Genomic DNA, 24,745 nt, shown 5'->3' with positions numbered 1-24,745 from the left:
TTCGCGCGGCCTCAGAAGTTAGCAAATTTCACTCCCGTAACCTTAGTAAAAGCTGTGGGTCGTGTCTACGCTTTCTGAAAAAGGGCGGTGACGGCGCGGCGGTCGACCTTGCCGGGGCCAGTGAGTGGCATCTCGGGCAGGCGTTTTACGTCCTTCGGCACCTGCCAGCGGGGCAGGTCGTCGAGGGCGATGAGGATGTCTGTACGGGAGGCCCAGCCGGTGTAGGCAGCGACGATCATCTGACCCAGGCGCTTATCGGGGATGCCCACGACGCAGGCGGCGTCGACGCCGGGGATGTGGAGGAGGAGCTGCTCGAGGGCCTCGGGGTGGAGTTTGAGCCCGCCCGAATTGATGATGTTGTCCAGGCGCCCGGTGACGGTGAGGGTGTCGCCGTTGAGGTAGCCAGCGTCGGAGGTGGCGAACCACCCGTCGTGGAAGGCATCGGAAGGCACATTGCGGTAGCCGTGCGCGATGGTGGGGCCGCCCAAGAGGATGCGACCGTCATCGTCGATCTGGATTTCCGTATCACGAAGTGAGACGCCATCGTAGACGCAGCCGCCGGCGGTCTCCGAGGAACCGTAGGTGGTGACGGGACGAATGCGCAGTTTGCGGGCGGATTCGAGGAGCTGAGGGGGCGTGGCGGCGCCGCCGACGAGGATGGCGTCGAATTCGCGCAGCGCGTCGATGCCTTGGAGGGAATCCATGGCCTTGGCGAGCTGCATGGGGGTCAGTCCCGTGTACATGCGGTCGCCTGTGGCGGCGAGCTCGGCTGCGGCCTTCGCGAAGGCGGGGACGTCGAAGCCGTGGCTGAGATCGAGACAGAGCGGCTCGACGCCGGCGACGAGCGAGCGGACGAGGACCTGGATCCCTGCGATGTGGTGGGCGGGCATGGCGAGCAGCCACTGGCCAGGGCCGCCGAGGCGCTCGTGGGTGGCATCGGCGCTCGCGACGAGGTTGGCGGCGGTAAGTTGTGCGCCCTTCGGCGTGCCCGTGGAGCCGGAGGTGGGGACGACGAGGGCGATGTCCTCGGCGATGGGTTCGCCGACTCGCATGTGGTTGCGCAGCAGCTCTGCCTTCGTCTTATCGTCGGCGGGGACGGGCACATAGGAATGTCGCCCCGCTATCGCTGTCTCCAGATCGTCCAGGATGGCCGACGGGTCGCGGAGACTAACAGATAGCGGGGCGAGAAGATGAGTCACGGTATGTAGGCTACCGCGAGCAGTAAGTGTTTAGGCGCGGGCGCGCGCCTTTGCGATGAACTGGTCAGCGGAGTGCATGCCAGGGCCCGCGGCGATGAGCATGAGGGCTGCGGCAAGAATCATGCCGACGAGCTCCCAGCCGCCGCCGTCGACGAAGATGCCGTTGCCGGCGTGGGCGATGGCCCAGGCGCCGATCATGTCGACGGCGACGAGGCCAGCAACCCAGCGGGTGAGCAGGCCGATGATGAGCAGGATGCCGCCGACGAGCTCGATGATGGCCGCGACCGGAGCGGCGATGCCCGGGGCCGGAACGCCCATGCCCTCGAAGGCGGTGGTGGTGCCCGCGATGGTCCACTCGGTGAACTTCTGCCAGCCGTGGGCAGCGAGGACGATGCCCACGATGAGACGAGCGGCGAGCATGACAAACGAGCTCGCGAGGTTCATGGTCGATACGGAAATGCCGGAATACTTCACGGGGAGTGACTTTAACCTTGAAGTAAGGGCAACGTCCAATCCTTGTGCGGGATTTTTACTTTAAAGATAAAGTGACTCGTGTCCCTATTGGTAGGGATTTCCCAGCTCATCGTCGTGATCAAAAGGGCGCTCGTCCGTGTCGCGGGCGTCGCGCAATCCTTTGATCATCCAGACGCGGGCGCCGATGATGCCGCAGAGGGCAACGACGGCGAAGGCGATGGCGAGATAAACCATGGCAGTCTGTGGAACCTGACTAGTAGTAATACGGGAACTCGTCCCAGTTCGGGTCGCGCTTCTCGAGGAAGGCGTTCTTGCCCTCGACGGCCTCGTCCGTCATGTAGGCCAGGCGGGTGGCCTCGCCGGCGAAGACCTGCTGGCCCATAAGTCCATCGTCGGTGAGGTTGAAGGCGAACTTGAGCATGCGCTGGGCGGTGGGGGACTTCATATTGATCTCGCGGCCCATCTGGATGGCGGCGTCTTCAAGGTCGGCGTGGTCGACGACCTCGTTGACGGCGCCCATCTCGTACATGCGCTGGGCGTCGTAGGTGCGGCCTAAGAAGAAGATCTCGCGGGCGTATTTCTGACCCACCATCTTTGCGAGGTAGGCGGAGCCGTAGCCGGCGTCGAAGGATCCCACGTCCGCGTCGGTTTGCTTGAAGCGGGCCTCCTGGCGCGAGGCGACCGTCATGTCGCAGACGACGTGGAGGGAGTGCCCGCCGCCCGCGGCCCAGCCGTTGACCACGGCGATGACAACCTTGGGCATGGTGCGGATAAGCCGCTGGACCTCCAGGATGTGGAGGCGGCCGCCCTCGACCTTCTCGCGGGCGGTATCGACGGTGTCCGCGGTCTCACCATCCGCGTAGCGGTAGCCCGAGCGGCCGCGAATACGCTGGTCGCCGCCGGAGCAGAAGGCCCAGCCGCCGTCTTTCACGGAGGGGCCGTTGCCGGTGAGCAGAACCGTGCCCACATCGGGGGTGCGGCGCGCGTGGTCGAGGACGTGGTAGAGCTCGTCCACGGTGTGCGGGCGGAAGGCATTGCGCACTTCCGGGCGGTCGAAGGCGATACGGACGATGCCGTCGGCGCGGCTCTCACCGATCAAGCGGTGATACGTGATGTCCGTGAGGTCCTCGAAGCCGGGGACCTTAGTCCACAATTCCGGCTTGAACGGGTTGTCCGTGCTGTAAGTTCTCTGCTCGCTCATGACTGACAAATCTAGTCGTTCGCAGCCGTGAGATCAGGAAAGCGAGGACACCCAGCCCCGCGTTGGTGACGGCCATGCCTGCGGACGTCGCCGCGTTGAGGTGATAGGCCAACCAGAATCCGCCCAGGGCACCCAGGATGCCAATCCCGCACGCGGTGGCGAGCATGGTCATCACGCGCGTGGTGAGCAGGCGTGCGGCACACGCAGGAATGACCATGAGTGCGATGACGAGCATGGCGCCGGCGGCCTGAAAGGCGGCCGTCGCGGTGAGTGAGACGAGCGCCATGAAGGCGACGTGGAGTCCGCGAGTGCGCAGGCCTGCGCTGTGTGCGAAGGCGGGATCGAAGGTGCTGGTTGTAAGCCGCGGGAGGGCAACGGCACAAAAAGTGACGTTGAGAATCGCGATGATGGCCATGACGAGCGCGTAGCCCGGATGCGTGAGCGCGACGAGGTTGAGATCGCCCACCAGGACCGCATGCACGTCGAGGTGGACGTGGCTCATGCGCGTGGAGATGAGGATGACGCCGGCGGCAAAGAGCGCCGGGAAGATAAGGCCCAGCGGGGCATCGCCCGCAAGCAGGCCGGAGCGTCCCAGCCATTCCGTACCGAGGGCGACGGCTAAGCCTGCCGATGCCGCCGTCACGAGCAGGACTGGCGAGTCAATGTCCGCAGTAAACAGGTAGCCCACGGCGATGCCGGGCAGGACCGCGTGGCCGATGCCGTCGATGACCATGGATTCGCGCTTGAGTACGACGAAGACGCCGGGCAGCGCGCAGGCGAGAGCCGTGGCAACGGCGAGGAGGCAGGCGGCAAGTGCGAGACTCATGCGATCACCGCCCGGCGGCGCGGGGAGACGGCGAGCGACACGGCGACAACGGCCGCCTGCACGAGGACGATGGTGGGGCCGGTGGGAATGGCGAAGTGGATTGACAGTGCAGTTCCTAGGACGGCGCAGGCGGCGCCGAGAAAGGAGGCGAGACCTATGAAGGTGGGGAGGCGGTGGATCCACTGACGGGCCGCGGCGGCGGGGCTCACGACGACGGCGACCATGAGGACGACGCCCACGACCTTGACGCCGAGGACGGTGATGACCGTGATGGCGACGAAGGCGAGTGTGTTGATGATTCTTGTACGCGTGCCGGTGACGCGGGCGAAGGCGGGATCGAAAATCATGACGGAGTGATGGTTGTGCACGACGGCAAGCACGACGAGGATGCCCACGCCGATGACGAGGGAGGTAACGACGTCGGCGCGGGTGAGCGTCGAGGCGTTGCCGAGTAAGAAGTCCTGGATGCCAGCCTTGCCCGGCAACGGCGTGCGCGAGACGTACTGCAGGATGAGCATGCCCACGGAGAAGAACGTGGTGAGCACAGCGGCCATGACGGCATCCTGTTTCAAGGGGGTGACCTTGGGGAGGGTGTGGATGGCGGCGACGGCGAGCAGTCCGGTGGCCACGGCGCCGCACACGAGGACTCCGACAGTGCGGCCGTTCATGCCAAGCGCGGTCGCCGTGACAAAGGCGATGAGGAGGCCGGGCAGGCTGGAGTGGGAGACGGCATCGGCAAGCAAGGATTGCCGGCGCAGATAGACCAGCGGGCCGAGCGCCCCGGCGCACGCACCGATGGTGACGGTGCCCGCGAGCGCCTGCTGGTAGGTGTAGTTGGTGAAGAGCTCGGTGAGGATCATGGCAGACTAAACAACTCAGAGATGGCGGACTCGGTGAGCGTGGTCTCAGTGGGGCCCGCGGCGAGGATTTTGCGATTCGCCACGAGGACGACGTCATCGCAGAGCTCGGCGACCTCGGCGAGGTCGTGGTGGACGAGGATGATGGTCGTGCCCTGGTCTCGCAGCTCCCGGAGGATTGTTGTGATCGTGGCCTGGCTCTGTTGGTCGACGCCGGCGAAGGGCTCGTCGAGGATGAGGATGTCCGGCTCACATGCGAGGGTGCGCGCAAGCAGCGTGCGCTGGCGCTGGCCCCCGGACAGGGCGCTGATGGGATCGTTGCGCTTGTCAGCTAGGCCGACGCGTTCGAGCATGTGCTCCGCGATCTGCTTGTCGTTGCGGCTCGGCCACTGCCACCAGCGTAGGTGGGGCGTGCGGCCCATGAGCGCGACGTCAATAAGCGTGGCGGGGAAGTCCCAATCGATATCTGCATGTTGCGGCATATAGCCCACGGTGCCGTCTATGTCGATTTGCGCGCCGGGAGCGGGTAGCAGGCCCACCGCCGCCTTGATGAGAGTGGACTTACCAGCGCCATTGGCGCCAATGAGCCCCGTCATCGCTCCAGTGCGAAAGGTAATGGCTACATCCTCGAGCACCGGTGTGTACCCGTAGGCGACGGTGAGACCTGCAAGTCTTATCACTTGGTGAGCGCCTCCGCGACGGCGTGAGCGTTGTGCTCAAAGGCGCCCAAGTAGGTGTCATTCGGGGCGTCGGGGCCCAGCGTGTCCGCGAACAGCTCTTCCGAGGAGACCGTGACGTTCCAGCCGCGGGCGTGCACGGCCTCCTTGAGGGAGGTCACCGCCTGCGGGTTCGCCAGGTTGTCCTGGAAGATGACGGGGATCTTCTTCTCCGCGATGGTATCGGCGAGCTCCGAGATTTCCGTCGGGGACTTCGCAGCCTCGGAGGTCACGAAGTCCGTCGCGTGAATCTCGAAGTCGAAGGTCTTACCGAAGTAGTTGAAGGCGTCGTGGCCGGTGATGAGGACGCGGGGCGTGGCGTTTTCCAGCTCGGCACGCGCCTTGTCCTCGGCGGCCTGAATCTGCTTCTCATAGTCATCCGCGGCCTGGACGTAGGCGGCGGCGTTGTCCTTATCGACCTCGCCGAGCTTGGCGCCCAGCGCGTCGACGACCTGGGTCCACAGCTCCGGGCTGTTCCAGATGTGCGGATCGTAGAGCTTCTCGCCGTCCGCGCTGCGCTCCGGCCAGGGCAGCAGACCCGCCTGGTCCACCTTGTCGCCGACCGCGATCTGCTTGTCGCCCAGCGACTCGAGTTGGTCGATCATCTGTGCCTCGAGGTGCAGGCCGTTCCACACGACGAGGTCCGCGGACTGCATGGCCTCGATGTCTTTCGTCGTGGGTTGGTACGTGTGCGGGTCGCCGCCCGGGCCGACCATCGTGGTGATCTCGGCGTCCGGCGCGATGTTGTGCACGGCGTCAGCCAGGTAGCCCGTCGTGGCAAAAACGGTGAGGTGGTCCTTCGGTTTGTCGGCGCTCGCATCGCTCGAACACGCGCTCAAGGCCAGCGCGGCGGCGCACAGGGTGACGAGCGCAGGAATGCGTTTCACGTGCGTATCTCTCATTTCTCTAAAATTGAAGTAAAGAGTTCAATCTGTTGAACATTGAAAAATGTACATACTCCCGACACTTATTGCAAGTGATTGTGATTTAGACCCCGTGAGTATGCGAAAAGCGGGGACGCGTCATCGCGTCCCCGCTGTTTTGAACGTGTAGTCCCCTTGCCCAACCCTCGTCCACGTTCCCTCATCCCAGCGCGGTGGTGGTGATATGTGAGCGGTGCGCGGGGTTGTTACCCGCTTGTGCTCCTGTGACATGTGCGGCGGACTGCGCAATACGGTGGGAAGACTTGAACTTCCCAGCCTGCTCCGCTACCAGGCTGCCAACAGAATCCTTGGGTTTTCTCGTCCAAGGCCGAGGTGCGCTCGCTGATGTGGGGTGGCGTGGACTACCAACTACGTTTAGACGACTTCGGTGCTCCAGTTCTTCTGCTGAATCTTTGTGTCGAGCTCCCGGTAGGCCTTGGAGACTTCGTCGATCTTCTTTCGCAACGCCGCGACGTCGAGGGTGGAGACGAACTTAATCTCGCTGCGGGAGAACCGGTCTTGGCGCGCGGCGGCGGCTTCGGCGGCATCGGCAAGCAGGCGGCGACGCCGGATGAGTCCGTCGCGGTCCGCGAGCGCCGCGGTGAGGTTGCGCTCAGCGTCGAACGCGGTGGCCGAGTTTGTTGCGTTGATTGCTTTGACCAGCTCGTCGATGCGGTCCACGAGGTGTTCCGCCTCCGCGAGGAGCTCTGCCGGATCCTCGTCCGGGGTATCGCCCTCTTGGACGCGGGCCACGGCGACGATGCGTGAGCGTAGTTCGTCGAGGCGGGCCTGGGCTTCGGCGCGCTCGGCGAGGGCTTCAGCTAACAACATGGTGAGTTCCTTTCCTTTCTCCCTCGCTTGTGGTCTGTGGGGAGCGTATCGTTACACACGATTATCCAATAAACATGAACGCGAAGAGCGTGTTGAGGATGGTCGCGGTGATCATCGGTACAGAAGTGCGCTTGACCAGGCGAATGGGGTTGACCTTGATGGCGCCGGAGACGATAAGGACCGCGGCGTTGACCGGGGAGACCTGGCGCATGAGGTTGGAGGTGCCCCAAATCGCGGTGAGCATCTGCGGCGCGTGAATGGACGTCTCGGCTGCGAGGCCAGGGACGACCTCAGAGAAGGCGAAGTACGGAGCGGTGCCGGAGCCGGTGAGCGCGGACATCGCGGCGGTCGCGGCGACGAAGATGAGCACGATAATGACGGCGGCGCCGGACGAACCCTTGGTGGCGTCGATGAGCATGTCGATGACGCCCATTTGGGTAATGCCCTCGACGAGGACTGCGGCGGCCACAAGGAGGGCGACTACGCCGGCTGCGCCTTCGCCCATTCCCTTGAAGAAGGACTTGGTGGAGTCCATGGCGGTCTCGATGGAGCGGCCGCGGATAGCCTCGATGATCATCGCAATGAAGAGGGAGACGACCGTGACAGGCAGGATGTCAGCCTCGAAGGGGATGACGCCGGTGCGATTGAGAATGGCCGAGATGATGATAAGTAGCAGCGGGAGCAGAGGCAGGACAGCGTAGAAACCCGGCAGTCCGGCGGCGCGCTCGATGGCTTCGCGGGCAGTGCGTTCGGATTCGCTCTCCTCGGTGGTTTCTCCGGCGTGTTCTTCCATGTAGTGCTTGCGGTCCGACTTGTCGCAGCGGTGTTGCCACCACATGTGGACGAACGCGGTAATGAGCAGGGTGGGCACGGTGGCGCGGGCGACGGAGCCGTAGACGAATTCGGTGACGGACATGTCCGTGAGATCCGCGCCTTGAATGAGACCAGCCTCGAGCGGCGTCGGCATGATGGTCGAGGAGGTCACGACGATGGCGGCGACGGTGAGCGGCGTGAGCCCTGCGGCGATGAGCGCCGGCAGAAGTGTCGCCACAAGGAGCAGGGAAAGCGCTGCGGCGGACGGGATGACGAGTGAGAGCAGCGAGCCAATGACGAAGCCGACGGGCACCAACCAATAGGAGCCATTAAAGCGCTTGAGCGGCGAGGAGAGCACGACGACGGTCTTCGCGTCCGCGCCGATGTGACGCATGTAGGACACGAAGCCGAAGAGCACCATAATCGCCATGCCGATGCCGCTGAAACGAGCCTTGAACAGGGCGTCGACCACGAGGAGCTGGTCGTAGAAGGCGTTGCCGGTGGCTTCGATTTCGGTGGTGCGCATGTCTGCGCGGCCGGTGAGTGCGGCGAGCATGAGGAGGGCGACGCCTACTCCGAAGATGGCGGCGGCCGCATGAACCTTTTTATAGATGAGCCACACGACGGCCGCGATGGCCGCGAGGGCGATGATGAGATAGAGCACGGTAAGTCAATTCCTTCACTGGTACGAAGAGCTGCCGCCTGGCATGCGCTGCTGGCGGTGGGGCTCCGAGGAGCGATAGAAGGCTAACCGCGGTTGTTATAACCTTTCCTGGTTAGGTTATCACCCTGTGTGGACCAGTCGCACCTCGTGGGATGCATTATTCTGGGCCGTATGCAGATTAACGTTGACGACGTCCTTGACCGCGCGCGCGTGGTTGCCCTTCCGCTGGCCGTACAATTCCGCGGCGTGACCACCCGCGAGGCTCTCCTCATCGAGGGGCCCGCCGGCTGGGGCGAGTTTGCGCCCTTCCTCGAATACGGCCCCGAAGAGTCCGCGCACTGGCTGGCCGCTGGCCTCGAGGCCGCGTACGAGGGCTTCCCTTCGCCCGTCCGCTCCGAGGTCGAGGTCAACGGAACCATTCCGGCCGTGCCGGCGGAGATGGTGCCCGAGGTCATGCAGCGCTATCCGGGCTGCCGCACCTTCAAAATCAAGGTTGCCGAGCCGGGCCAGACGCTCGCGGACGACGTCGCGCGCGTTCAGGCCGTGCGCGAGGCAGTCCACGACATGGGCCGCGTTCCCGTCCTGCGCGTGGACGCCAACGGCGGCTGGAGCGTCGACGAGGCCATCGAGGCCGCCAAGGCGCTCATGCCGCTTGACTACATGGAGCAGCCCTGCCGCACCGCCGAGGAACTCGCCGAGGTCCGCTCGCGCCTCATGCGCTCTGGGCTTTTTGTGCGCGTTGCTGCCGATGAATCCATTCGCAAGGTCGCAGACCCCTACCGCGTTGCCGAACTTCAAGCTGCCGATGTCGCCGTGGTCAAGGCCGCGCCCCTCGGCGGGGTTAAGCGACTGTTGCAGATCGCCCACGACTTGCGTGCACACCATATGGACATCACGGTGGCCTCGGCGCTCGACACGTCGGTGGGAATCTCCATGGGCCTCGCTGCCGTGGCCGCGCTCCCCAAGATCCTCGACGATGAAGACATCGACGTCACCCCGGCCGCCGCCGGCCTGGCCACCGGCTCGCTCTTTATCGAGGACGTCTGTCCGCCGCGCGAGCTCGTGGACGGCTTCCTGCGCGTGGAGCACCCCGCGCCGTCGGAGGACCGCCTCACTGAGTTGGCCGCCTCTGCTGAGCGTCGCGACTGGTGGTTCAACCGTGTCCGCGAGAGCTGGCAGTATCTCTAGAAGCTTGTGCCAAAACTAATCCCCTCGTGGAATTGCCAGGCCGGACTCTTCAACGTCCCCGGGACCGGCGAGTGCGGGCGCAGTGTGGTGCGGTGTGCAACGGTCTCCTTGATAACGTCGCGCACTAACTCGAAGTGATAGTTCGTGCATGTATCGGTGAATTTCAGAGGCGCCCAGCCGAGCTGCACGGCCTGAATGGATTTCCACAGGCCGATATAAAAGGTGTCATTGTTGTTGTGCGGCAAGTGATAATGCAGCGAATCCCAGTCGATGACGACGCGGGCTGCGGGGAAGGCGAGGTCCCAGTAATAGGCCTCGAGCTTGAAATTGGGCACAGGCTCGAGGCCAGCCTTGCGCAAGTGAAACAGCATTGTGCGTTCCCACTTGGAGGCGGTGCCCACGCCTGCCTTAAACGCAAGTCCTCGAATGGCGCTGGGGCGCTTTAGTTGGGCTAAATCTGCTTCGAGACGCTCACCGCCGCGGACGCCTGTGTAGTGATTGAGCAGGAGATTTCCCGGATTCTCGAGCTTCTCATGGGCGAGCGCGTCAGAGAGGGCTTGCGCGACGTTGACTGTCCTTATGTCGTTGATGGATCTGCTTGGGGCCTCGGAGCGGATGAGGCGGATGTGTGAATTCGCCAATGGCGTTCTGATGTGCGGCACGCGCAGGAAGACGGGGCGAGATTCTTCCGTCAAGTCATGGAGGGCCAGGGCGTTGAGACCGGTGACCGCGCCTTCGGGATACAGACTCGCGATGTCGGCGAGGCTTCCCGTAGTTGAGTAGATACCGGCCTTGAGTTTAATGAGTCGGCCATCGGCTACCGCCTTGTTCTGGCGAGTCTTGGTTGTACCGAGCTCTCGGAGTTGTCGCGTCGTGTAGATCGTCATGACCTATTGGACTGAGCCAGCAGCGTGGAGGTTCCACGCGCATGCCGAAACCCCACCCGAACTCACGGATTCTGTACAGCAATCCACAGTACGGGTGGGGTGTGGTGTGGGGTTGGCGCCCAGAGCCGACCCAAACTCTCGGTACCTGTACGAAATTTCCATGTTTGGGTGGGGTGTGGGCTTTAGCTATCGCGGGGGAGTGGGAGGTCAGCACATCTCTCGGTCCTAGGCTAAGTGGCTAGTTCACACTAGGACGGTCAGTCTGTCAATAACGGAAGACTCGACGCTTTACATATTTATGCATGCTTTTAAGGGGGATGACTTTTCAGCCGACTCACAGGTTGACCGTGTACCTCTTTATACATGCCTACTAACACCCCCAATAATGGCCGGAACGAGCGGATGAGCGACGAGACTCAGCAGTTCGAGCGTCCGCGCCAGGTCTTCCCGGAAGACGAGACGCGTGTGCAGCCAGCGCAGCCGCAGTATCAGAACTATCAGTACCAGCAGCCAGCACCGCAACCGGCACCCCAACCGGCGTCCCAGCAGGCACCACGGCAAGAGCCGCCGCGCTCCTATGACGTGCCGGAGGAGCGCTCCTCGGGAAGTGGCTTGACGGGCATTCTCGTCGGCCTGCTCGTGTTGGCGCTCATCGCGCTCGCGGCGTTGGCCTATATGTATACGCGCGCCGCAAACCAGGAGCCGCCTGCTCCGGAGACCATTACGCAGACGGCCACGGCGACGGTGACGGACACCCCGAGCCCCGTCACGCAGACCCAGACGGAGACCGTCACCGAGACAGTGACGGAGACGCCGGATCTCACCCGGGAGCTGCCTACCTCGTTGCCCAGCGACTTGGGCGAGGGCGCTGATAACGTCGACGATCTTCTTAACGAGATCTTTGGCGGCAATAACGGCAACGGCCGCGGCGGAAATTAGGGCACGGGCTAGACTGGGCTGCTATGGACCAGACCGCACAGACCGAATCCATTGAGCTGGCGCAGGCCGTCGCCGCGCAGCTCGCGCGCCACTGTACTGACGTTGTCATTTGCCCAGGCTCGCGCAACGCGCCGCTCAACTTGGCGCTGCTCGCCCGCCCGGATCTCAAGGTGCACACGCGCATCGATGAGCGCTCCGCCGCGTTCCTCGCGTTGGGCCTGGCGCGAGTGCAGCGCCGCCACGTCGCGGTCGTCATGACCTCAGGCACGGCCGTGGCCAACGCGTTGCCGGCGCTGGTCGAGGCGCGCCACTCGCACACCCCGCTCGCGGTGGTCTCTGCGGATCGCCCGGAGCGCCTCGTGGGCACGGGTGCCTCGCAAACCATCGAGCAGCAGGGCATCTTTAGCAACTTCGCGGACACGACGCAGGTCGCGTCGCCGGAGGATATTCCGGCGATGGCGCAGCGCTTTACCCAGGACTTTGCGGTGCATATCAATGTCGCGCTCGACGTGCCGCTCGTGGGCACGGAGCTTCCCTCTACGCCGGATGATCGAACCCTGCGCCGCGCGCCGTCCGTCCGCTTCGTGGACCACGGCGAGGTCGAGCTCGACCTCACCCGCAATACGTTGGTCATCGCGGGCGACGAGGCCTGGGACGTCGAGGGCCTTGAAGACGTGCCCACCATCGCAGAGCCCACGGCGCCCGCGCCGTACCATCCGGTGCACCCGCTCGCGGCGAGCATCTTCCGCAAGGACCACGTGAGTGCGAACGACTATGTGGTCAATACGCGTGTCGAGCAGGTCATCGTTGTCGGCCATCCGACGCTGCACCGCGGGGTGCTGGCGCTCCTCAGCGATCCCGATATCGAGTTCGTGACGCTCTCGCGCACGGCGGACTTCACGAACCCGCGCGGCGAGGCCGCCCGGAAGGGTACCCGCGTCAAGGTGAGCGGCGAGCCCACGCGCGACTGGATGAAGGTCTGCGAGGGCGCGGCCGAGATGGGCGGCGCCGCGGTGCGCGAAGTCCTAGAAAATAAGGACTATGGATTTACCGGCCTGCACGTGGCGGCCGCCGTGGCGGATACACTCGCCGTGGGTGACGCGCTCGTCCTCGGCGCCTCGAATCCGGTGCGCGACGCCAGCTTCGTGGGTCTTCCTTTCGACGGCGTGGAGACCTACTCGCCGCGCGGCGCCGCTGGCATCGACGGCACGGTGGCCCAGTCCATCGGCGTGGCGCTGGCCACCCAGTCCCGCGAGGCCACGGAGATTCGCGCGCCGCGCACCGTCGCGCTCATGGGGGACATCACGTTCCTCCACGACGCTTCTGCTCTGCTCATCTCGCCGGGTGACCCGCGCCCGGAGAACCTCACCATCGTTGTCGCGGACGATAACGGTGGCGGCATCTTCGAGACCCTGGAAATCGGACAGGAATCCCTGCGCCCTGCCTTCGAGCGGGCTTTTGGAACGCCGCAGGAGGTGGGCATCGGCCAGCTGTGCGAGGCCTACGGCGCAGACTACCGTGAGGCGAACTCGGCGCAGGAGCTGCTCGACCTGCTCGCGGAGCTCAAGGAAACTTCGACGGGGATTACCGTTGTGGACGCCCACACGACGCGCGGCACGCGCCGGGCGCTTCATGCCGAGCTCGCCGCGAAGACCAGTGTCTAGGAGGCGCGTACGGCAGGTGCTGCTCGCGGTCTACGCGGTGGCACTCCTGGGAGCCTTTGCCATGGTCGCAGGCCCCTTCATGAATGACCGCTCCATTGCGGTGGAGCCGGGCCGAGCGCTGGCGACGGTGACGAACGTGGGCTGGCTGCGCACCTCGGTCGACTTCCAGGACTCGCAGGGTCTTTACCATTCGCCGCCGACGGGACTCATCTATCCCACGGGCCTGGGCGAGGGCCAAAAGGTCTGGGTGACGTATAAGCTGTCGAATCCGGACCTGGTCAAGGTGGAAGGGCGCGAATGGACGCTGTCTATCATCCCGGCGCTCTCCGTCGCCGTGGTAGCGAGCCTCATTTTTGGGCTAGCCTGGCGGGGAACGAGCCTGAAAAAGAATTAATGTTGAGTTCACCCACTGGTTTCTTCGACGTGTAAAGGTATAACACATGCGTGTCGCCATTGTTGCTGAATCTTTCTTGCCCAACGTCAACGGAGTAACCAACTCTGTGCTGCGCGTCCTGGAGCACCTGCATGCGGAGGGACACGAGGCCATCGTTGTGGCGCCGGGCGCGCGCGAGGGTCAGGAAGAAATCCCGGATTACCTGGGCTTTCCCATCCATCGCGTGCCCACGGTGAAGGTTCCGCTCGTAGATTCCCTGCCGGTGGGCGTGCCCACCTCCGCCGTGGATGGCGCCATTCGTGACTTTCAGCCGGACATCATTCACCTGGCCAGCCCGTTCGTGCTCGGCGCGGCCGGCGCCTTCGTCGCGCGTCAGCAGCGCATCCCGGCCGTGGCGCTCTACCAAACGGACGTGGCCGGCTTCGCCACGAAGTACCACGCCTCCGCACTGGCCCACGGCGTGTGGGAGTGGCTGCGCACCATCCACAATTCCTGCCAGATGACGCTTGCGCCGTCCTCGCCCACCATCGCGGACCTGGAAGAACATAACATCAAGAACGTGCGCCACTGGGGCCGCGGCGTGGACGCGGTGCGTTTCCATCCCTTCAAGCGCTCGGAAGAACTGCGCCGCCAGTGGGATCCCACGGGCTCGAAGAAGATTGTGGGCTTCGTTGGTCGCCTCGCCGCGGAGAAGGGCGTGCACCGCTTGGCCGGGCTCGATGAGCGTTCCGATATTCAGGTCGTCATCGTCGGCGATGGTCCCGAGCGCCCGCTCCTCGAGGCCCAGCTGCCGCACGCGATCTTCCTCGGCGCACTCGGCGGCGAGGAGCTCGCGCATGCGTACGCCTCGCTCGATATCTTCGTTCATGCTGGCGAGTTCGAGACCTTCTGTCAGGCCATCCAGGAGGCGCAGGCCTCGGGCGTGCCCACCATCGGCCCGCGCGCTGGCGGCCCTATTGATTTGATTGAGGAAGGCTACAACGGCCTGCTCCTCGACGTCGACACCTTCGTCGAGGATCTGCCCGGCGCCGTGGACGCGCTGCTTAACCCGGAGATCCACGCGGAACTGCGCGAGAACGCCCGCGCCTCCATTGCGAATAAGACGTGGGACGCGCTGTGCCGCCAGCTCCTGGACTCCTACGAGGAAGTCCTTGAGGACACGCGCCGCGTGCCGCTGACCATCATCGGCCAGCGCCCGGAGCTGCCGCGCTGGGCCGCCCGCGCTCTGGGCGCGCGCGTGGCATAGACTGGTTTTCCGTGGCGAAATTTAACCTCAAGGCAGATCTCGACAAAGACCCCGCAGACGTGGCGAAGATGTTCGATGGCGTGGGCAAGAACTACGACATCACCAACACCGTCCTCTCCTTCGGACAGGACCGCCTGTGGCGTAAGCGCACGCGTGAGCGTCTCGGCCTGCAGCCAGGGGAGAAGGTCCTCGATCTTGCCGCTGGCACCGCTGTGTCTACGGTGGAGCTGGCCAAGTCTGGCGCCTGGTGTGTGGCCTGCGATTTCTCGCGCGGCATGCTCGCGGCGGGCAAGGACCGTAACGTGCCCAAGGTCGCGGGTGACGGCATGCAGCTGCCCTTCGCGGACAACACGTTTGACGCCGTGACCATCTCTTATGGACTGCGCAATATTCACGACTTCGAGCTCGGCCTGCGTGAGATGGCTCGCGTAACCAAGCCCGGTGGCCGCCTGGCCGTGGCGGAGTTCTCCAAGCCCGTCATTCCGGTCTTTGGCACGGTGTACAAGGAATACCTTATGCGCCTGCTCCCGCCGGTCGCGCGCCTCGTGTCCTCGAATCCGGACGCGTACGTCTACCTCGCCGAGTCGATCCGCGCTTGGCCGGAACAGAAGGAACTCGCCGCTGCCATTAACCGCAACGGTTGGACGGGTGCCAATTGGCAGAACCTCACCGGCGGCATCGTGGCGTTGCACAGCGCGGTCAAACCGGCGTAGTTCCGGCAGTTCACGACAACGAAGCCCTCAGATCCACGCGGATCTGAGGGCTTGTTTGATGTGAAATCCCTTAAGACCACAGTGGGGTGTCACGGCGCGCCCACGCCACGCCGTGACCCGCCAGTTTCCAGGCGCGCGCGATGAGATCGCGGTCCTCGTCCGTGATGAGGTTGCCCATGAGCCGCGCCGCAGCGGGCATGAGCATGCGGCCCACGGGTCCGCGCAGGGCGACAGGGCCCGCGACGGGGAGGAACTGCGGGTACGTGAGCAGCCGTGCGGCGGTGCGGGCGAGCACGAAAGCCTCGCCGTAGGCAGCGCGCAGGCGGTCCGGCCACACGAGCGTGAAGTCCTTTCCTCCCAAAAGGGAGACGGCCATGGCGGCGGTCTCCAGCCCGTAGTCGATGCCCTCGCCGTTGAGTGGGTTGACGCACGCGGCGGCGTCGCCGATGAGCATCCAGTTCGCACCCGCGACGGTGCTTACGGCACCGCCCATGGGCAACGCTGCCGATGCCACCTTTTCTACCGGTCCCAGACCCCACTCGGCGCGCTGTTGCGCGGCGTAGGTCTCCAGGAGCTTCTTGGTGTTGATCTTCGCGGGGCGGGACTTTGTGGACAGCGCGCCTAAGCCGATATTGACTTGGCCGAGCTCCGCGCCCAGCGGGAAGATCCAGCCGTAGCCGGGCTGGACTACGCCGTCGGCGTCCTTGAGCTCGACGTGCGAGTGCATCCAGCCCTCGCTGGCGCGAGGGGAAGAGGAATACGAGCGCGCCGCGATGCCGTACACCTCGTCTTTGTGCCACGTGCGGCCGAGCTGCTTGCCGAAGGTGGAGCGCACGCCGTCGGCGACGATGATCCAGCGGGCTTTCATGGTGTCCGTGGCGCCCGACCCATCAACGACAGAAAAACTGACGATCCGGTTTCCGGCCAGCTCAGGCGCGGTGGCCGTGCCGTGGATCAGTGTTGCTCCGGCGGCGACGGCCTCACGTACGAGGAGCGCGTCGAACTCGTGACGGGGAAGCGCAGTGCCCTCGTTCGTCGGGTACGTGTCGGGCCAGGGCGCCGTGACGGAGCCGCCGTAGCCGTGGAGTTTGAGGCCGTGGTTGCGGTAGCTCGGGTTGACCTTGATGCCGAGGAGATCCAGTTGATGCATAGCGCGCGGGGTAAGTCCATCGCCGCAGGTCTTATCGCGGGGGAATTCGGCGGAATCGAGGAGCGCCACCGAGTGTCCGGCGCGGGCGGCGTGGATGGCGGCCGCCGCGCCAGCAGGACCGGAGCCGACGATTGCTACATCAAAAAGCTGGGGCATGGAACCCATTGTGGCAGAGCGAGCACCTCAACTATGTCTAACCCCTGCGAGTGGACTAGGTTAGTAGGAGATTATTGACGTCAACGACTGCCACAAAAGGACCATTACAGATATGAGCAACGGCGACAACACCGTGGACCTGGGTGACCCGCAGCTTACCGCGCGTGTGGCCGAAGGCGTCGCTGCTGTGGAAGCTCGCCTGTATAAGGAGATCGACCGCGGCGAGAGCTTTGTGAGCGAGAAAGCTCTGCATCTTACCGCCGCTGGCGGCAAGCGTTTCCGTCCCATGATGGCGCTGCTGGCTTCCGAGTATGGCGAGCGTCCGGGGTGCCCGGACGTCATTACTGCGGCGACGTCGGTGGAGATGGTCCACGTGGCAACGCTCTATCACGACGATGTCATGGACGAGGCTGACCGCCGCCGTGGCGTGCAGTCCGCGAACTCCCGGTGGTCGAATTCCGTGGCTATCCTCGCTGGCGACGCGCTGCTCGCGCACGCCTCGCGCCTCATGTCGCAGCTCGACACCCACACGGTGGCGCACTTCGCGGATACCTTCGAGGAACTCGTCACCGGCCAGATGCGTGAGACCATCGGCGCGGGCGAGGCCAACGCCATCGAGCACTACACGGCCGTCATCCGTGAGAAGACCGCCGTTCTTATCGCCTCGGCGGCCTACCTTGGCGCCTACCACTCGGGTGCCACTCTGGAGCATGCCACCGCGCTGCACAAGATCGGCTCGCTCGTGGGCATGATTTTCCAGATCGTCGACGACATCATTGACATCTTCTCCGATCCGAAGGACTCCGGTAAGACCCCGGGCACGGACCTGCGCGAGGGCGTGTTCACCCTGCCGGTGCTCTACGCGCTCGAGGAAGACACCCCGGTGGGTGAGGAGTTGCGTGGTCTGCTTACGGGTCCGCTGACTTCCGATGCCGCCGTGGACCGCGCCCTGGAGCTCCTCCATGCCTCCACGGGACGCCAGCAGGCGCTCGACGCCGTGCAGGGTTACCTCGACGAGGTGGAGCACGAGCTCGATTCGCTGCCGCAGAATTCCGCTACCGCAGCGCTGCGCCAGCTGGCGGAGTACACCGTCAAGCGCGTGGGCTAGGTTGCTGAAAGCGCAGCGGAGACGCATTGAAATGGCAGATACCCTGCCGATTTGGCGAACGTCCCAGCACTTAGTAAAGTTATCTCTCGCACCGCAAGGTGCACGCCAGGTTGCCCGAGCGGCCAAAGGGAGCGGACTGTAAATCCGCCGGCATTGCCTTCAGAAGTTCGAATCTTCTACCTGGCACAGACAAACCCCGCGCTTTCCATCAGGAAGGCGCGGGGTTTCTGCGTGTTCGCTCACGCCGCGACGATGACGAGAACAAGTATGAACGCCGTTGGGGCAAGCAACGCGGCGAGCAGCCACCATGCTTTCTTCTGGGCAAAATTGAGTGAGGACGAACCGTTGGGGTGGGGCACCATCGCGTGCGGCTCGGCGGGGTCGTAGTAGAGCATTCCCCACTTCATCTTCCCAGTCATCTGCGCGGTGGGGTAATCGGTATCGAGACGATCGTTGATGGACTTGATATCCCAGAGCAACCATCCGCATAGCGCTACGATCGCGAAGAGCAAGGCTGGCATGCTGAAAGGAGCGCTGCCAATGCCGAAGAGTCCAGCCATGATGGCGGATGTGCATATGGCGGCGAGAGCGAACATCCAGCGCGCTATCACCGGTAAAAGGAGCGCGGTCTGGGTGCGCGTGCGGGCGAGATCGACCGGGTCAGGTTTCGGGTAGGAGTCTTCTGCGGACTGTGCAGCTTGCTGTGTGAGCGCGAGGGCACCTGCGGAGACCACGGTGAGGATGGCGGGCACGAGAACCGCCATGCCTACGGCGTTGCGATAGGTCTTGGCCATCCACGCATCCGGTTCGCCCCTCCCGTTGAAGTGCTGGGGGAGCGGGTCAGGCAGCGCATCCCAGCCTAGGACGATGGCTAGCCCGGCGGCGAGGGCGAGGGCGGCTGTCGCGAGCACCCACGCCCAGGCTGTACGGTGTGAATTCATATTTCCTCCGGGAATGCGCCGTCGACGGTGTGGGGTGAGAGCGGGCTTACGAGGGCGGAAACCTGTGGCGTCGAAGCTCAGTCTAATGGGGCATGACTACTTCAACGACAACACATAATGACACCGTATTGACGATCACCTGGGACAGAGTCATACTTTTGTATGACTATGACGACTATCCGCGTTGATACCGAACTCCGTGATGAGCTCAACGCTTTAGTGCTTAGCCGAGGCCCGGCAATGGATTTCGGAGTTGACGAGCGACCTAGACGCATAAAATCCCCGGCGAGAGCCGGGGATTTTATGCGAGGACGTTAGATGCCGAAGTACTCGCGCAGATCTGCGGCGATGGCGTCGAGGCGCTCGCGGTCGGGGGACTCGAGGTAGCACTTGAGCTTGGGCTCGGTGCCGGACGGGCGGACGATGACACGGTCATCGTTCTCCGTGAAGAACTTCGAACCCTGGGCGAACTTCTCGACCTTGGCGATGGGGGAGCCGGCCAGCTCGGTGGGCGGGGTCGTGGAAACCTTCTCCATCGCGGTGGAGATGATGCTGAGATCCTCGACGCGGAAGGTGAGCGGCTGCGTGTAGAGTGCCCCCACGGTCTCGTGAATCTCGGCGAGACGGTCGAGCAACGTGATGCCGGCGGTCTTGCATTCGGCGGCGAGGCTGGCGAGCACGACAGAAGTCGCTATGCCGTCCTTGTCGCGCACGGCCTGCGGGTCGGGGCAGAACCCGATGGCTTCCTCGTAACCGAACGCGAGGCTCGGCGTGCGGGCGATCCACTTGAAGCCCGTGAGAGTTTCCTCGTGGTGGATGCCGTAATGCGCGGCGACACGGCCAAGCAGGCGGGACGACACGAGCGAGTTGGCGAACGAGGCGCCTTCGGGGACGCCGCGGCGGGCGAGGTAATCGCCCAGGAGGGCGCCAGTCTCGTCGCCGGTGAGCTGCCGCCAGCCGCCCTCGGCGGCGGCGTCGGGAACCGCAGCCGCGCAGCGGTCAGCGTCCGGGTCGTAGGCGATGAGGATGTCGGCACCGATCTTCTTCGCGTGTGCCTTGCCCAAGTCGAGGGCGCCGGGCTCCTCGGGGTTCGGGAAGGAGACCGTCGGGAAGTCTGGGTCCGGCTCGGCCTGCTCGGGCACGAGGGAGACAGTGAATCCGCACCGGGTGAGCAGCGCCTCGCCGAGGGTCGCGCCGACGCCGTGCATGGCGGTGAGTGCGATGGTGACATCCGTGTTGGGGCCGACGAGCATGGCGGCACGAGCGAGGTATTCAGCGCGCGTGTCGACGTGCTCGATGCGGGCGTCGTCGCGGGCGACCTCGTCCGCACAGGGCGCCGCGGCGATGGCGGCGGCGATCTCCGTGTCGGCGGGGGAGACGAGCTGGACGCCCTCCGCGTCACCGGTGGCGACGCGGCCACCAAGGTAGACCTTGTAGCCGTTATCCGCTGGCGGGTTGTGCGAGGCGGTGACCATGATGCCGGCGTCGGCGCCGAGCGCCTTGACCGTAAAGGCTGTGAGCGGCGTCGGGTTCTTCGCGGGGAGGACGAGGGCTTGGCCGCCCGCGGCGGAGATGACCTCGGCGGCGTCCTGCTGGAACTGTGCGGAGCCGTGGCGAGCATCGCAGCCGATGACGACCTTAGGAGTGTCGACCTGGTTCTTGAGCCACGTCACGAGGCCGTGGGTCGTGCGGATGACGACGGCGCGGTTCATGCGGGACTCGCCCGCGCCCACGGCGGCGCGCAGGCCGGCGGTTCCGAAGGTGAGGGGACCGGCGAAGGCGGCGGCGAGAGCCTCAGCGTCTTCGGCAGCGATCCACGCGTTGATCTGGTCGCGGGTTTCCGGGTCCGGGTCGTGCTCGGCCCAGGTGCAGGCGGTGGTGAGAAGCTCTTCGGAGATGGGCATTTTATGCCTCCTGTGCGTCCTGTGTTGCGAATTCTGTGAGGATCTTCTTCGACGCGGACAGGCCCAGGCGGGTGGCACCGGCGTTGACCATGGCGAGGGCATCGGCAGCCGTGCGGATACCACCGGAAGCCTTAATACCCAGGCGGCCGCCCACGGTGGCCTGCATGATCTCGATGGCGTGAACGCTGGCACCACCGGCCGGGTGGAAGCCGGTGGAGGTCTTCACGAAGTCGGCCCCTGCGGCCTCGGCGGCGCGGCAAGCGCCCTCAATGGCGGCATCGGAAAGCGCGGCGGTTTCGAGGATGACCTTGAGGACCTTACCGGGGATGGCGTCGCGCACGGCCTGGATATCGGCCTGCAGCTCGTCGAAGCGGCCCTCGACGGCGAGCGGAATGTTGATGACCATGTCGACTTCCTCGGCGCCGTCCTGGACGGCGCGGGCAGCCTCGGCGGCCTTGATCTCGGACTTCACGGCGCCGGACGGGAAGCCGACGACGGTGGCGACGTGGAGGCCCTCGGGGACCTCAACGGGCAGCTGGGAGGGCGAGATGCACACGGAGTAGGTGCCGAGCTCGGCGGCCTCCTTGATGAGGTCCTTGACCTGGTCCGCGGTGGCCTCGGGCTTGAGGAGGGTGTGGTCGATGAGCTGTGCAATCTGGTTAGACATGGAGGGACTCCTTAGATTCGTTTTTAGCCATAGCCTGGTCGCTGAGGACGTAGATGATGGCGCCGAGGGCGGCGACGGCAGAGAGCACCCACAGCGCGGTGGTGTAGCCCTCGGTCGCATCGAGCAGCTTCGCGGTGTACGCGATGCCCAGCGGTATGGCGATGTTGATGGTGAGGTTGTAGAAACCGATGGCGATGCCGGACTTCTGCGCGGTGATGTTGCGCAGAGCCGTGTTGACCAGCGGCGCGTACTGCAGCGCGAAGCCGGAGGCGAACGCGATGGTGGTAACGACGAGGACCGCGATATGGGCGTGGGCGAAAAGAGCATTGACGATGAGCGAGCCGATGATCATGGCCATGCCGGTGTACACCGTGGCGCGCGAGGATATGACGTGGCCGATCTTGCCGGAGAAGATGCCCACGAGGATGGCGCACACGTAGCCCGGGATCATGAGCAGGCTGGCTTCGTCAATGCTCAGACCGTGGTAATCCTGGGCCGCGTAGGGCAGCAGGAAGATGTAACCCATCTGCGTGGAGTAGACGAAGAAGACCATGACGATGGTCCAGATGTAGCGGCCGTTGGTGAAGAACTCCGTGGTTACGACCGGGTAGTGTGCGCGGCGGATGTGGATGGCAAAGAGGACGACGCCCAGCACGGTGGGGATGAGCCACAGGGGCTTGAACGCCTGGGTGAACATGATGAGCGAGGTCGCGAACAGCGCGATGTAGAACAGGCCGAGGGCATCGAGGTGGCCCTCCACGGCCTCGTCCTCCGGAACCATCTTGATGATCGGCGGGATGGTGAGCAGGAGGACGAGCGGGATGAGGAACATCGCGGTCCACGAGATATACGTGGACACGAAGCCGGAGGTCAGCGCGCCGATGAGCAGGCCGGCCTGGAAAGCGGCGGTGGAGAAACCGAGGTAGGTCTTCTGGTCGTCTTCGCTCAGGTGCTTGGTGACGTAGATGACGTAGAGAGTCTCCGCCGCGGCGAGGCCGGTGGTCTGGATGAGGCGGCCGGCAAGGACCATGGGCCACGAGCCGGAGAAGATAAAGCCGATGGCCGAGCCCACGGCGATGAGGATGACGCCGGTGAGCATGAGCTTGCGGATGGAGATGGAGTCCGCGAGCGCCGAGTAGACGACGGCGCCGATGCCGATGATGACGCCGGCGAGCGAGGCCTGGAGGCTCGCGGTGTTATCGGAGATGCCCAGGCCCGCAGCCATGGGCATGGTCATCGTCTTAAAGCCGTTGTCAATGACGAGCGAGAAGACGAAGACAAAGAGCAGGATGGGGACGGCGGCCTTGGGATTGACCCGAGTGCCGTCCGGGGTGGTTTGCACGTTGGACATGGTTTTCCCTTGAAGGCGGAAGGCTAGGAGAGGGCTGCGAGCGGGAGGGCGAGCTTCATCATCGTGTGGAAGGCCGTCTGGCGCTCCTCGGCGGACAGGTGCGTGTTGGAGACGAGATTGTCCGAGACGGTGAAGAGGCCGAGGGCGTCGACGCCGGCTTCGGCGGCGGTGGCGTAGAGGGCGGCGGATTCCATCTCGACGCCGAGGACACCCATGGCGGCCCAGCGGGCGTTGACGGAGTCGTCAAAGTTGTAGAAAATGTCGGAGCTCAAGATGTTGCCCACGTGGATGCGGGCGTCCTGGCGCTCGGCCTCATCGACGAGGCCCTTGAGCAGGCGCCACGAGGCGGTGGGCGCCCAGGTGCCGGGCAGGTTGTACTGCGACAGGAAGTTGGAATCGGTGGAGACGGAGGCGGCGACGATGACGTCGTGGAGGTCGATGTTTTCCTGCATGGCGCCGATGGAACCGACGCGGACGAGGTTCTTCACGCCGAAAGTGTGGATGAGTTCCCAGGAGTAAATGCCGATGGAGGGCATGCCCATGCCGGTGCCCATGACGGAGACCGGCGTGCCCTGGTAGGTGCCGGTAAAGCCCAGGATGTTGCGGACCTCGTTGAACTGGACGACGTCTTCGAGGAAGGTGTCTGCGATGAACTTGGCACGGAGGGGATCGCCGGGCAGCAGAATGGTGTCTGCGATGTCGACGCCCTTGGGGTTGATGTGCGGGGTGGAAAGACCTTCGGTGCTGTGCAAAGCGGCCATGATGTGTGTCTCCTTGAGTCGATCACGCGGGGTGAAGTAGAAGTACTGTCACCCTCAAGCCTAGACCGTGGAGAACGAATGTCAATAGCTAAATTGACAGTTGTGCAGCGTGTGCGTCACAGGTCGAGCACCCGTTGCGCCGTCTGATGATCGATGACGAGGTGGGTGGCCAGTCCCATCTCCAAGGCAACGCGGATGGCCTGGGCTTTTTCGGCGCCGCCGGCCACGAGTACGCGGGTGGGCCGGCCCTTGAGATCGGCGAGCGTGATGCCCACGGTGCGTGCGTCGACGTCAGACGCCGCGATGTTCCCGGTGCGCGTGAAGAAGCGCGAGCACACGTCGCCCACGGCGTGGTCCAAGATCTCCTGCGTCTCCGCGGCGGAGAGATAGCCCAGGTTGAGCGCGAGCGACTCGGGGGCGATGGCGCCGGCGGTAAAGACGGCAAGGTCCACGCTGCGGCCCAGCTCGAGGACGCTCGCGATGTGACGGTCGCGCGTCACCCAGTCCTTGGCTTCTGCGGAGTCGAAGATCACGGGCAGCGGGAGGAGCTCCGTCGTTGCGTTGAAGGCGCGGGCGAAAGCGCGCATGGTCTCCATGTCGCGTGTCGAACGTTCCGAGTGGGAGTGCCCGCCCTTGAGCTGCACCACGCGCACGCCCTGGAGGGGTAGCTGGCGCAAATGCTCCGAGACGGCGCACATCGTCGTGCCCCAGGACAGGCCCACCGTCATGCCGTCGTGGACGAGTTCCTCGAGGAGCGTGGCGCCGGCGCTGCCCAGGTCCGTGAGGAGGGTGCCGCCGGCTGGGGTGGTGACCACGCGGGCATCGGCAAGCTTAAAGCGCGCGGTGAGCTGGGCGACGAGTTCGTCAGAACGCTCGCGGGGATCGTGGATGGTGATGGTGACAAAGCCGCGCTCGAGCGCGTGGCCCAACAGTTTGGAGACGGTGGGGCGGGACAAGCCCAGGCGTGCGGCAACCTCGGCCTGGGAGAGGCCGGAACCGTAATAGAGCTTCGCCGCGTCGATTGATTGCCGGTCTTTGTCATCCAACATAAATCCATTCAAGCACACCGCATACAGGCGGCTAAAAACCGATATTTTCCGTCCTGTACAGCGGATTTGTGTAACGAGAAGAAAGTGGGTTACTCTTTCTAAGTCCGCAACGGAGAGCACGCG

At 64.5% G+C, this 24,745-nt stretch carries 25 protein-coding genes and 1 tRNA gene; 8 read left to right on the top strand and 18 right to left on the bottom strand.

Annotation, left to right across the window (positions count from 1 at the left end; all coding sequences use genetic code 11):
• Positions 1 to 65: 65 nt before the first annotated feature.
• From menE to dcuC, 10 genes are all read right to left on the bottom strand, one after another.
• Entirely contained in the window at positions 66 to 1,199 is a 1,134-nt protein-coding gene (gene menE, locus BN9444_RS02225) for an o-succinylbenzoate--CoA ligase (RefSeq protein ID WP_068801363.1), read from the bottom strand.
• Between the two features lie 30 nt (positions 1,200 to 1,229).
• Positions 1,230 to 1,673: a DoxX family protein gene (locus BN9444_RS02220; protein ID WP_257052899.1), complete on the bottom strand. Its 444-nt coding sequence runs from the start codon at positions 1,671 to 1,673 to the stop codon at positions 1,230 to 1,232.
• A gap of 84 nt (positions 1,674 to 1,757) precedes the next feature.
• Positions 1,758 to 1,907, bottom strand: a complete 150-nt coding sequence (locus BN9444_RS14635; RefSeq protein ID WP_196131257.1) for a hypothetical protein — start codon at positions 1,905 to 1,907, stop codon at positions 1,758 to 1,760.
• A gap of 19 nt (positions 1,908 to 1,926) precedes the next feature.
• Positions 1,927 to 2,874: a 1,4-dihydroxy-2-naphthoyl-CoA synthase gene (locus tag BN9444_RS02215; RefSeq protein ID WP_066489817.1), complete on the bottom strand. Its 948-nt coding sequence runs from the start codon at positions 2,872 to 2,874 to the stop codon at positions 1,927 to 1,929.
• Positions 2,816 to 3,700 carry a metal ABC transporter permease gene (locus BN9444_RS02210; RefSeq protein WP_066489825.1) on the bottom strand — a complete coding sequence of 295 codons (885 nt, stop codon included), beginning with the start codon at positions 3,698 to 3,700 and terminating at the stop codon, positions 2,816 to 2,818. Before BN9444_RS02210 ends, BN9444_RS02215 begins: the two co-directional genes overlap by 59 nt.
• Positions 3,697 to 4,560 (bottom strand): metal ABC transporter permease, encoded by an 864-nt coding sequence (locus tag BN9444_RS02205; protein ID WP_066509788.1) that lies wholly within the window; start codon positions 4,558 to 4,560, stop codon positions 3,697 to 3,699. Before BN9444_RS02205 ends, BN9444_RS02210 begins: the two co-directional genes overlap by 4 nt.
• Positions 4,557 to 5,237: a metal ABC transporter ATP-binding protein gene (locus tag BN9444_RS02200; RefSeq protein ID WP_066509783.1), complete on the bottom strand. Its 681-nt coding sequence runs from the start codon at positions 5,235 to 5,237 to the stop codon at positions 4,557 to 4,559. The genes BN9444_RS02205 and BN9444_RS02200 overlap by 4 nt, the downstream gene beginning before the upstream one ends.
• Entirely contained in the window at positions 5,234 to 6,175 is a 942-nt protein-coding gene (locus tag BN9444_RS02195; RefSeq protein WP_141628533.1) for a metal ABC transporter substrate-binding protein, read from the bottom strand. Before BN9444_RS02195 ends, BN9444_RS02200 begins: the two co-directional genes overlap by 4 nt.
• A 396-nt stretch (positions 6,176 to 6,571) precedes the next feature.
• Positions 6,572 to 7,027 carry a DIP1984 family protein gene (locus BN9444_RS02190; protein ID WP_066489845.1) on the bottom strand — a complete coding sequence of 152 codons (456 nt, stop codon included), beginning with the start codon at positions 7,025 to 7,027 and terminating at the stop codon, positions 6,572 to 6,574.
• Positions 7,028 to 7,088: 61 nt separating this feature from the next.
• Positions 7,089 to 8,504: a C4-dicarboxylate transporter DcuC gene (dcuC, locus tag BN9444_RS02185; protein ID WP_068801362.1), complete on the bottom strand. Its 1,416-nt coding sequence runs from the start codon at positions 8,502 to 8,504 to the stop codon at positions 7,089 to 7,091.
• Positions 8,505 to 8,675: 171 nt separating this feature from the next.
• Between dcuC and BN9444_RS02180 the strand changes: the two genes are divergently transcribed.
• Positions 8,676 to 9,692 (top strand): o-succinylbenzoate synthase, encoded by a 1,017-nt coding sequence (locus BN9444_RS02180; protein ID WP_066490401.1) that lies wholly within the window; start codon positions 8,676 to 8,678, stop codon positions 9,690 to 9,692.
• Here BN9444_RS02180 and BN9444_RS02175 read toward each other — a convergent pair.
• Positions 9,689 to 10,579 (bottom strand): hypothetical protein, encoded by an 891-nt coding sequence (locus BN9444_RS02175; RefSeq protein ID WP_084759222.1) that lies wholly within the window; start codon positions 10,577 to 10,579, stop codon positions 9,689 to 9,691. The two genes, BN9444_RS02180 and BN9444_RS02175, sit on opposite strands and share 4 nt — an antisense overlap.
• Before the next feature lie 363 nt (positions 10,580 to 10,942).
• On the opposite strand from BN9444_RS02175, the gene BN9444_RS02170 reads away from it, so the two are divergent.
• The 5 genes from BN9444_RS02170 to BN9444_RS02150 are packed head-to-tail and all read left to right on the top strand — an operon-like array spanning position 10,943 to position 15,535.
• Positions 10,943 to 11,518 (top strand): hypothetical protein, encoded by a 576-nt coding sequence (locus BN9444_RS02170; protein ID WP_141681459.1) that lies wholly within the window; start codon positions 10,943 to 10,945, stop codon positions 11,516 to 11,518.
• A 23-nt stretch (positions 11,519 to 11,541) separates the two neighbouring features.
• Positions 11,542 to 13,182 carry a 2-succinyl-5-enolpyruvyl-6-hydroxy-3-cyclohexene-1-carboxylic-acid synthase gene (menD, locus tag BN9444_RS02165; RefSeq protein WP_066509779.1) on the top strand — a complete coding sequence of 547 codons (1,641 nt, stop codon included), beginning with the start codon at positions 11,542 to 11,544 and terminating at the stop codon, positions 13,180 to 13,182.
• Entirely contained in the window at positions 13,151 to 13,576 is a 426-nt protein-coding gene (locus BN9444_RS02160; RefSeq protein WP_066489884.1) for a hypothetical protein, read from the top strand. The genes menD and BN9444_RS02160 overlap by 32 nt, the downstream gene beginning before the upstream one ends.
• Positions 13,577 to 13,622: 46 nt before the next feature.
• On the top strand, positions 13,623 to 14,822 hold the full coding sequence (locus BN9444_RS02155; RefSeq protein WP_066509777.1) for a glycosyltransferase family 4 protein: 1,200 nt from the start codon (positions 13,623 to 13,625) through the stop codon (positions 14,820 to 14,822).
• An 11-nt stretch (positions 14,823 to 14,833) separates the two neighbouring features.
• Entirely contained in the window at positions 14,834 to 15,535 is a 702-nt protein-coding gene (locus tag BN9444_RS02150) for a demethylmenaquinone methyltransferase (protein WP_255357120.1), read from the top strand.
• Between the two features lie 70 nt (positions 15,536 to 15,605).
• On the opposite strand, the gene BN9444_RS02145 is transcribed toward BN9444_RS02150, so the two are convergent.
• Positions 15,606 to 16,841 (bottom strand): geranylgeranyl reductase family protein, encoded by a 1,236-nt coding sequence (locus tag BN9444_RS02145; protein ID WP_084759241.1) that lies wholly within the window; start codon positions 16,839 to 16,841, stop codon positions 15,606 to 15,608.
• A gap of 112 nt (positions 16,842 to 16,953) precedes the next feature.
• Between BN9444_RS02145 and BN9444_RS02140 the strand changes: the two genes are divergently transcribed.
• Positions 16,954 to 17,949, top strand: a complete 996-nt coding sequence (locus BN9444_RS02140; protein WP_066489904.1) for a polyprenyl synthetase family protein — start codon at positions 16,954 to 16,956, stop codon at positions 17,947 to 17,949.
• Between the two features lie 104 nt (positions 17,950 to 18,053).
• Positions 18,054 to 18,135, top strand: a tRNA-Tyr gene (locus BN9444_RS02135).
• Positions 18,136 to 18,188: 53 nt separating this feature from the next.
• On the opposite strand, the gene BN9444_RS02130 is transcribed toward BN9444_RS02135, so the two are convergent.
• The 6 genes from BN9444_RS02130 to BN9444_RS02105 all read right to left on the bottom strand — a co-directional run bounded on the left by BN9444_RS02130 (position 18,189) and on the right by BN9444_RS02105 (position 24,622).
• Positions 18,189 to 18,890 carry a DUF1648 domain-containing protein gene (locus BN9444_RS02130; protein WP_084759221.1) on the bottom strand — a complete coding sequence of 234 codons (702 nt, stop codon included), beginning with the start codon at positions 18,888 to 18,890 and terminating at the stop codon, positions 18,189 to 18,191.
• Positions 18,891 to 19,204: 314 nt separating this feature from the next.
• The gene (locus tag BN9444_RS02125) at positions 19,205 to 20,794 is read right to left on the bottom strand and encodes a phospho-sugar mutase (RefSeq protein WP_068801358.1); all 1,590 of its coding nucleotides are present in this window, start codon (positions 20,792 to 20,794) and stop codon (positions 19,205 to 19,207) included.
• 1 nt (position 20,795) lies between these two features.
• Entirely contained in the window at positions 20,796 to 21,461 is a 666-nt protein-coding gene (deoC, locus tag BN9444_RS02120; protein WP_068801357.1) for a deoxyribose-phosphate aldolase, read from the bottom strand.
• Complete coding sequence (locus BN9444_RS02115) at positions 21,454 to 22,812, bottom strand: MFS transporter (RefSeq protein WP_068801356.1); 1,359 nt, start codon at positions 22,810 to 22,812, stop codon at positions 21,454 to 21,456. The genes deoC and BN9444_RS02115 overlap by 8 nt, the downstream gene beginning before the upstream one ends.
• A 23-nt stretch (positions 22,813 to 22,835) precedes the next feature.
• Positions 22,836 to 23,573 (bottom strand): purine-nucleoside phosphorylase, encoded by a 738-nt coding sequence (gene deoD / locus BN9444_RS02110; RefSeq protein WP_068801355.1) that lies wholly within the window; start codon positions 23,571 to 23,573, stop codon positions 22,836 to 22,838.
• A 116-nt stretch (positions 23,574 to 23,689) separates the two neighbouring features.
• A complete protein-coding gene (locus BN9444_RS02105) occupies positions 23,690 to 24,622 on the bottom strand; it encodes a sugar-binding transcriptional regulator (RefSeq protein ID WP_068801354.1) in 933 nt (310 codons plus the stop codon).
• Positions 24,623 to 24,745: the final 123 nt, after the last annotated feature.

The organism is Corynebacterium phoceense (assembly GCF_900092335.1).
In the GTDB taxonomy this organism is placed as follows: Bacteria; Actinomycetota; Actinomycetes; order Mycobacteriales; family Mycobacteriaceae; genus Corynebacterium; species Corynebacterium phoceense.
Note: the sequence above shows the minus strand (reverse complement) of the source record. Positions and strands in the feature narration are given on the sequence as shown.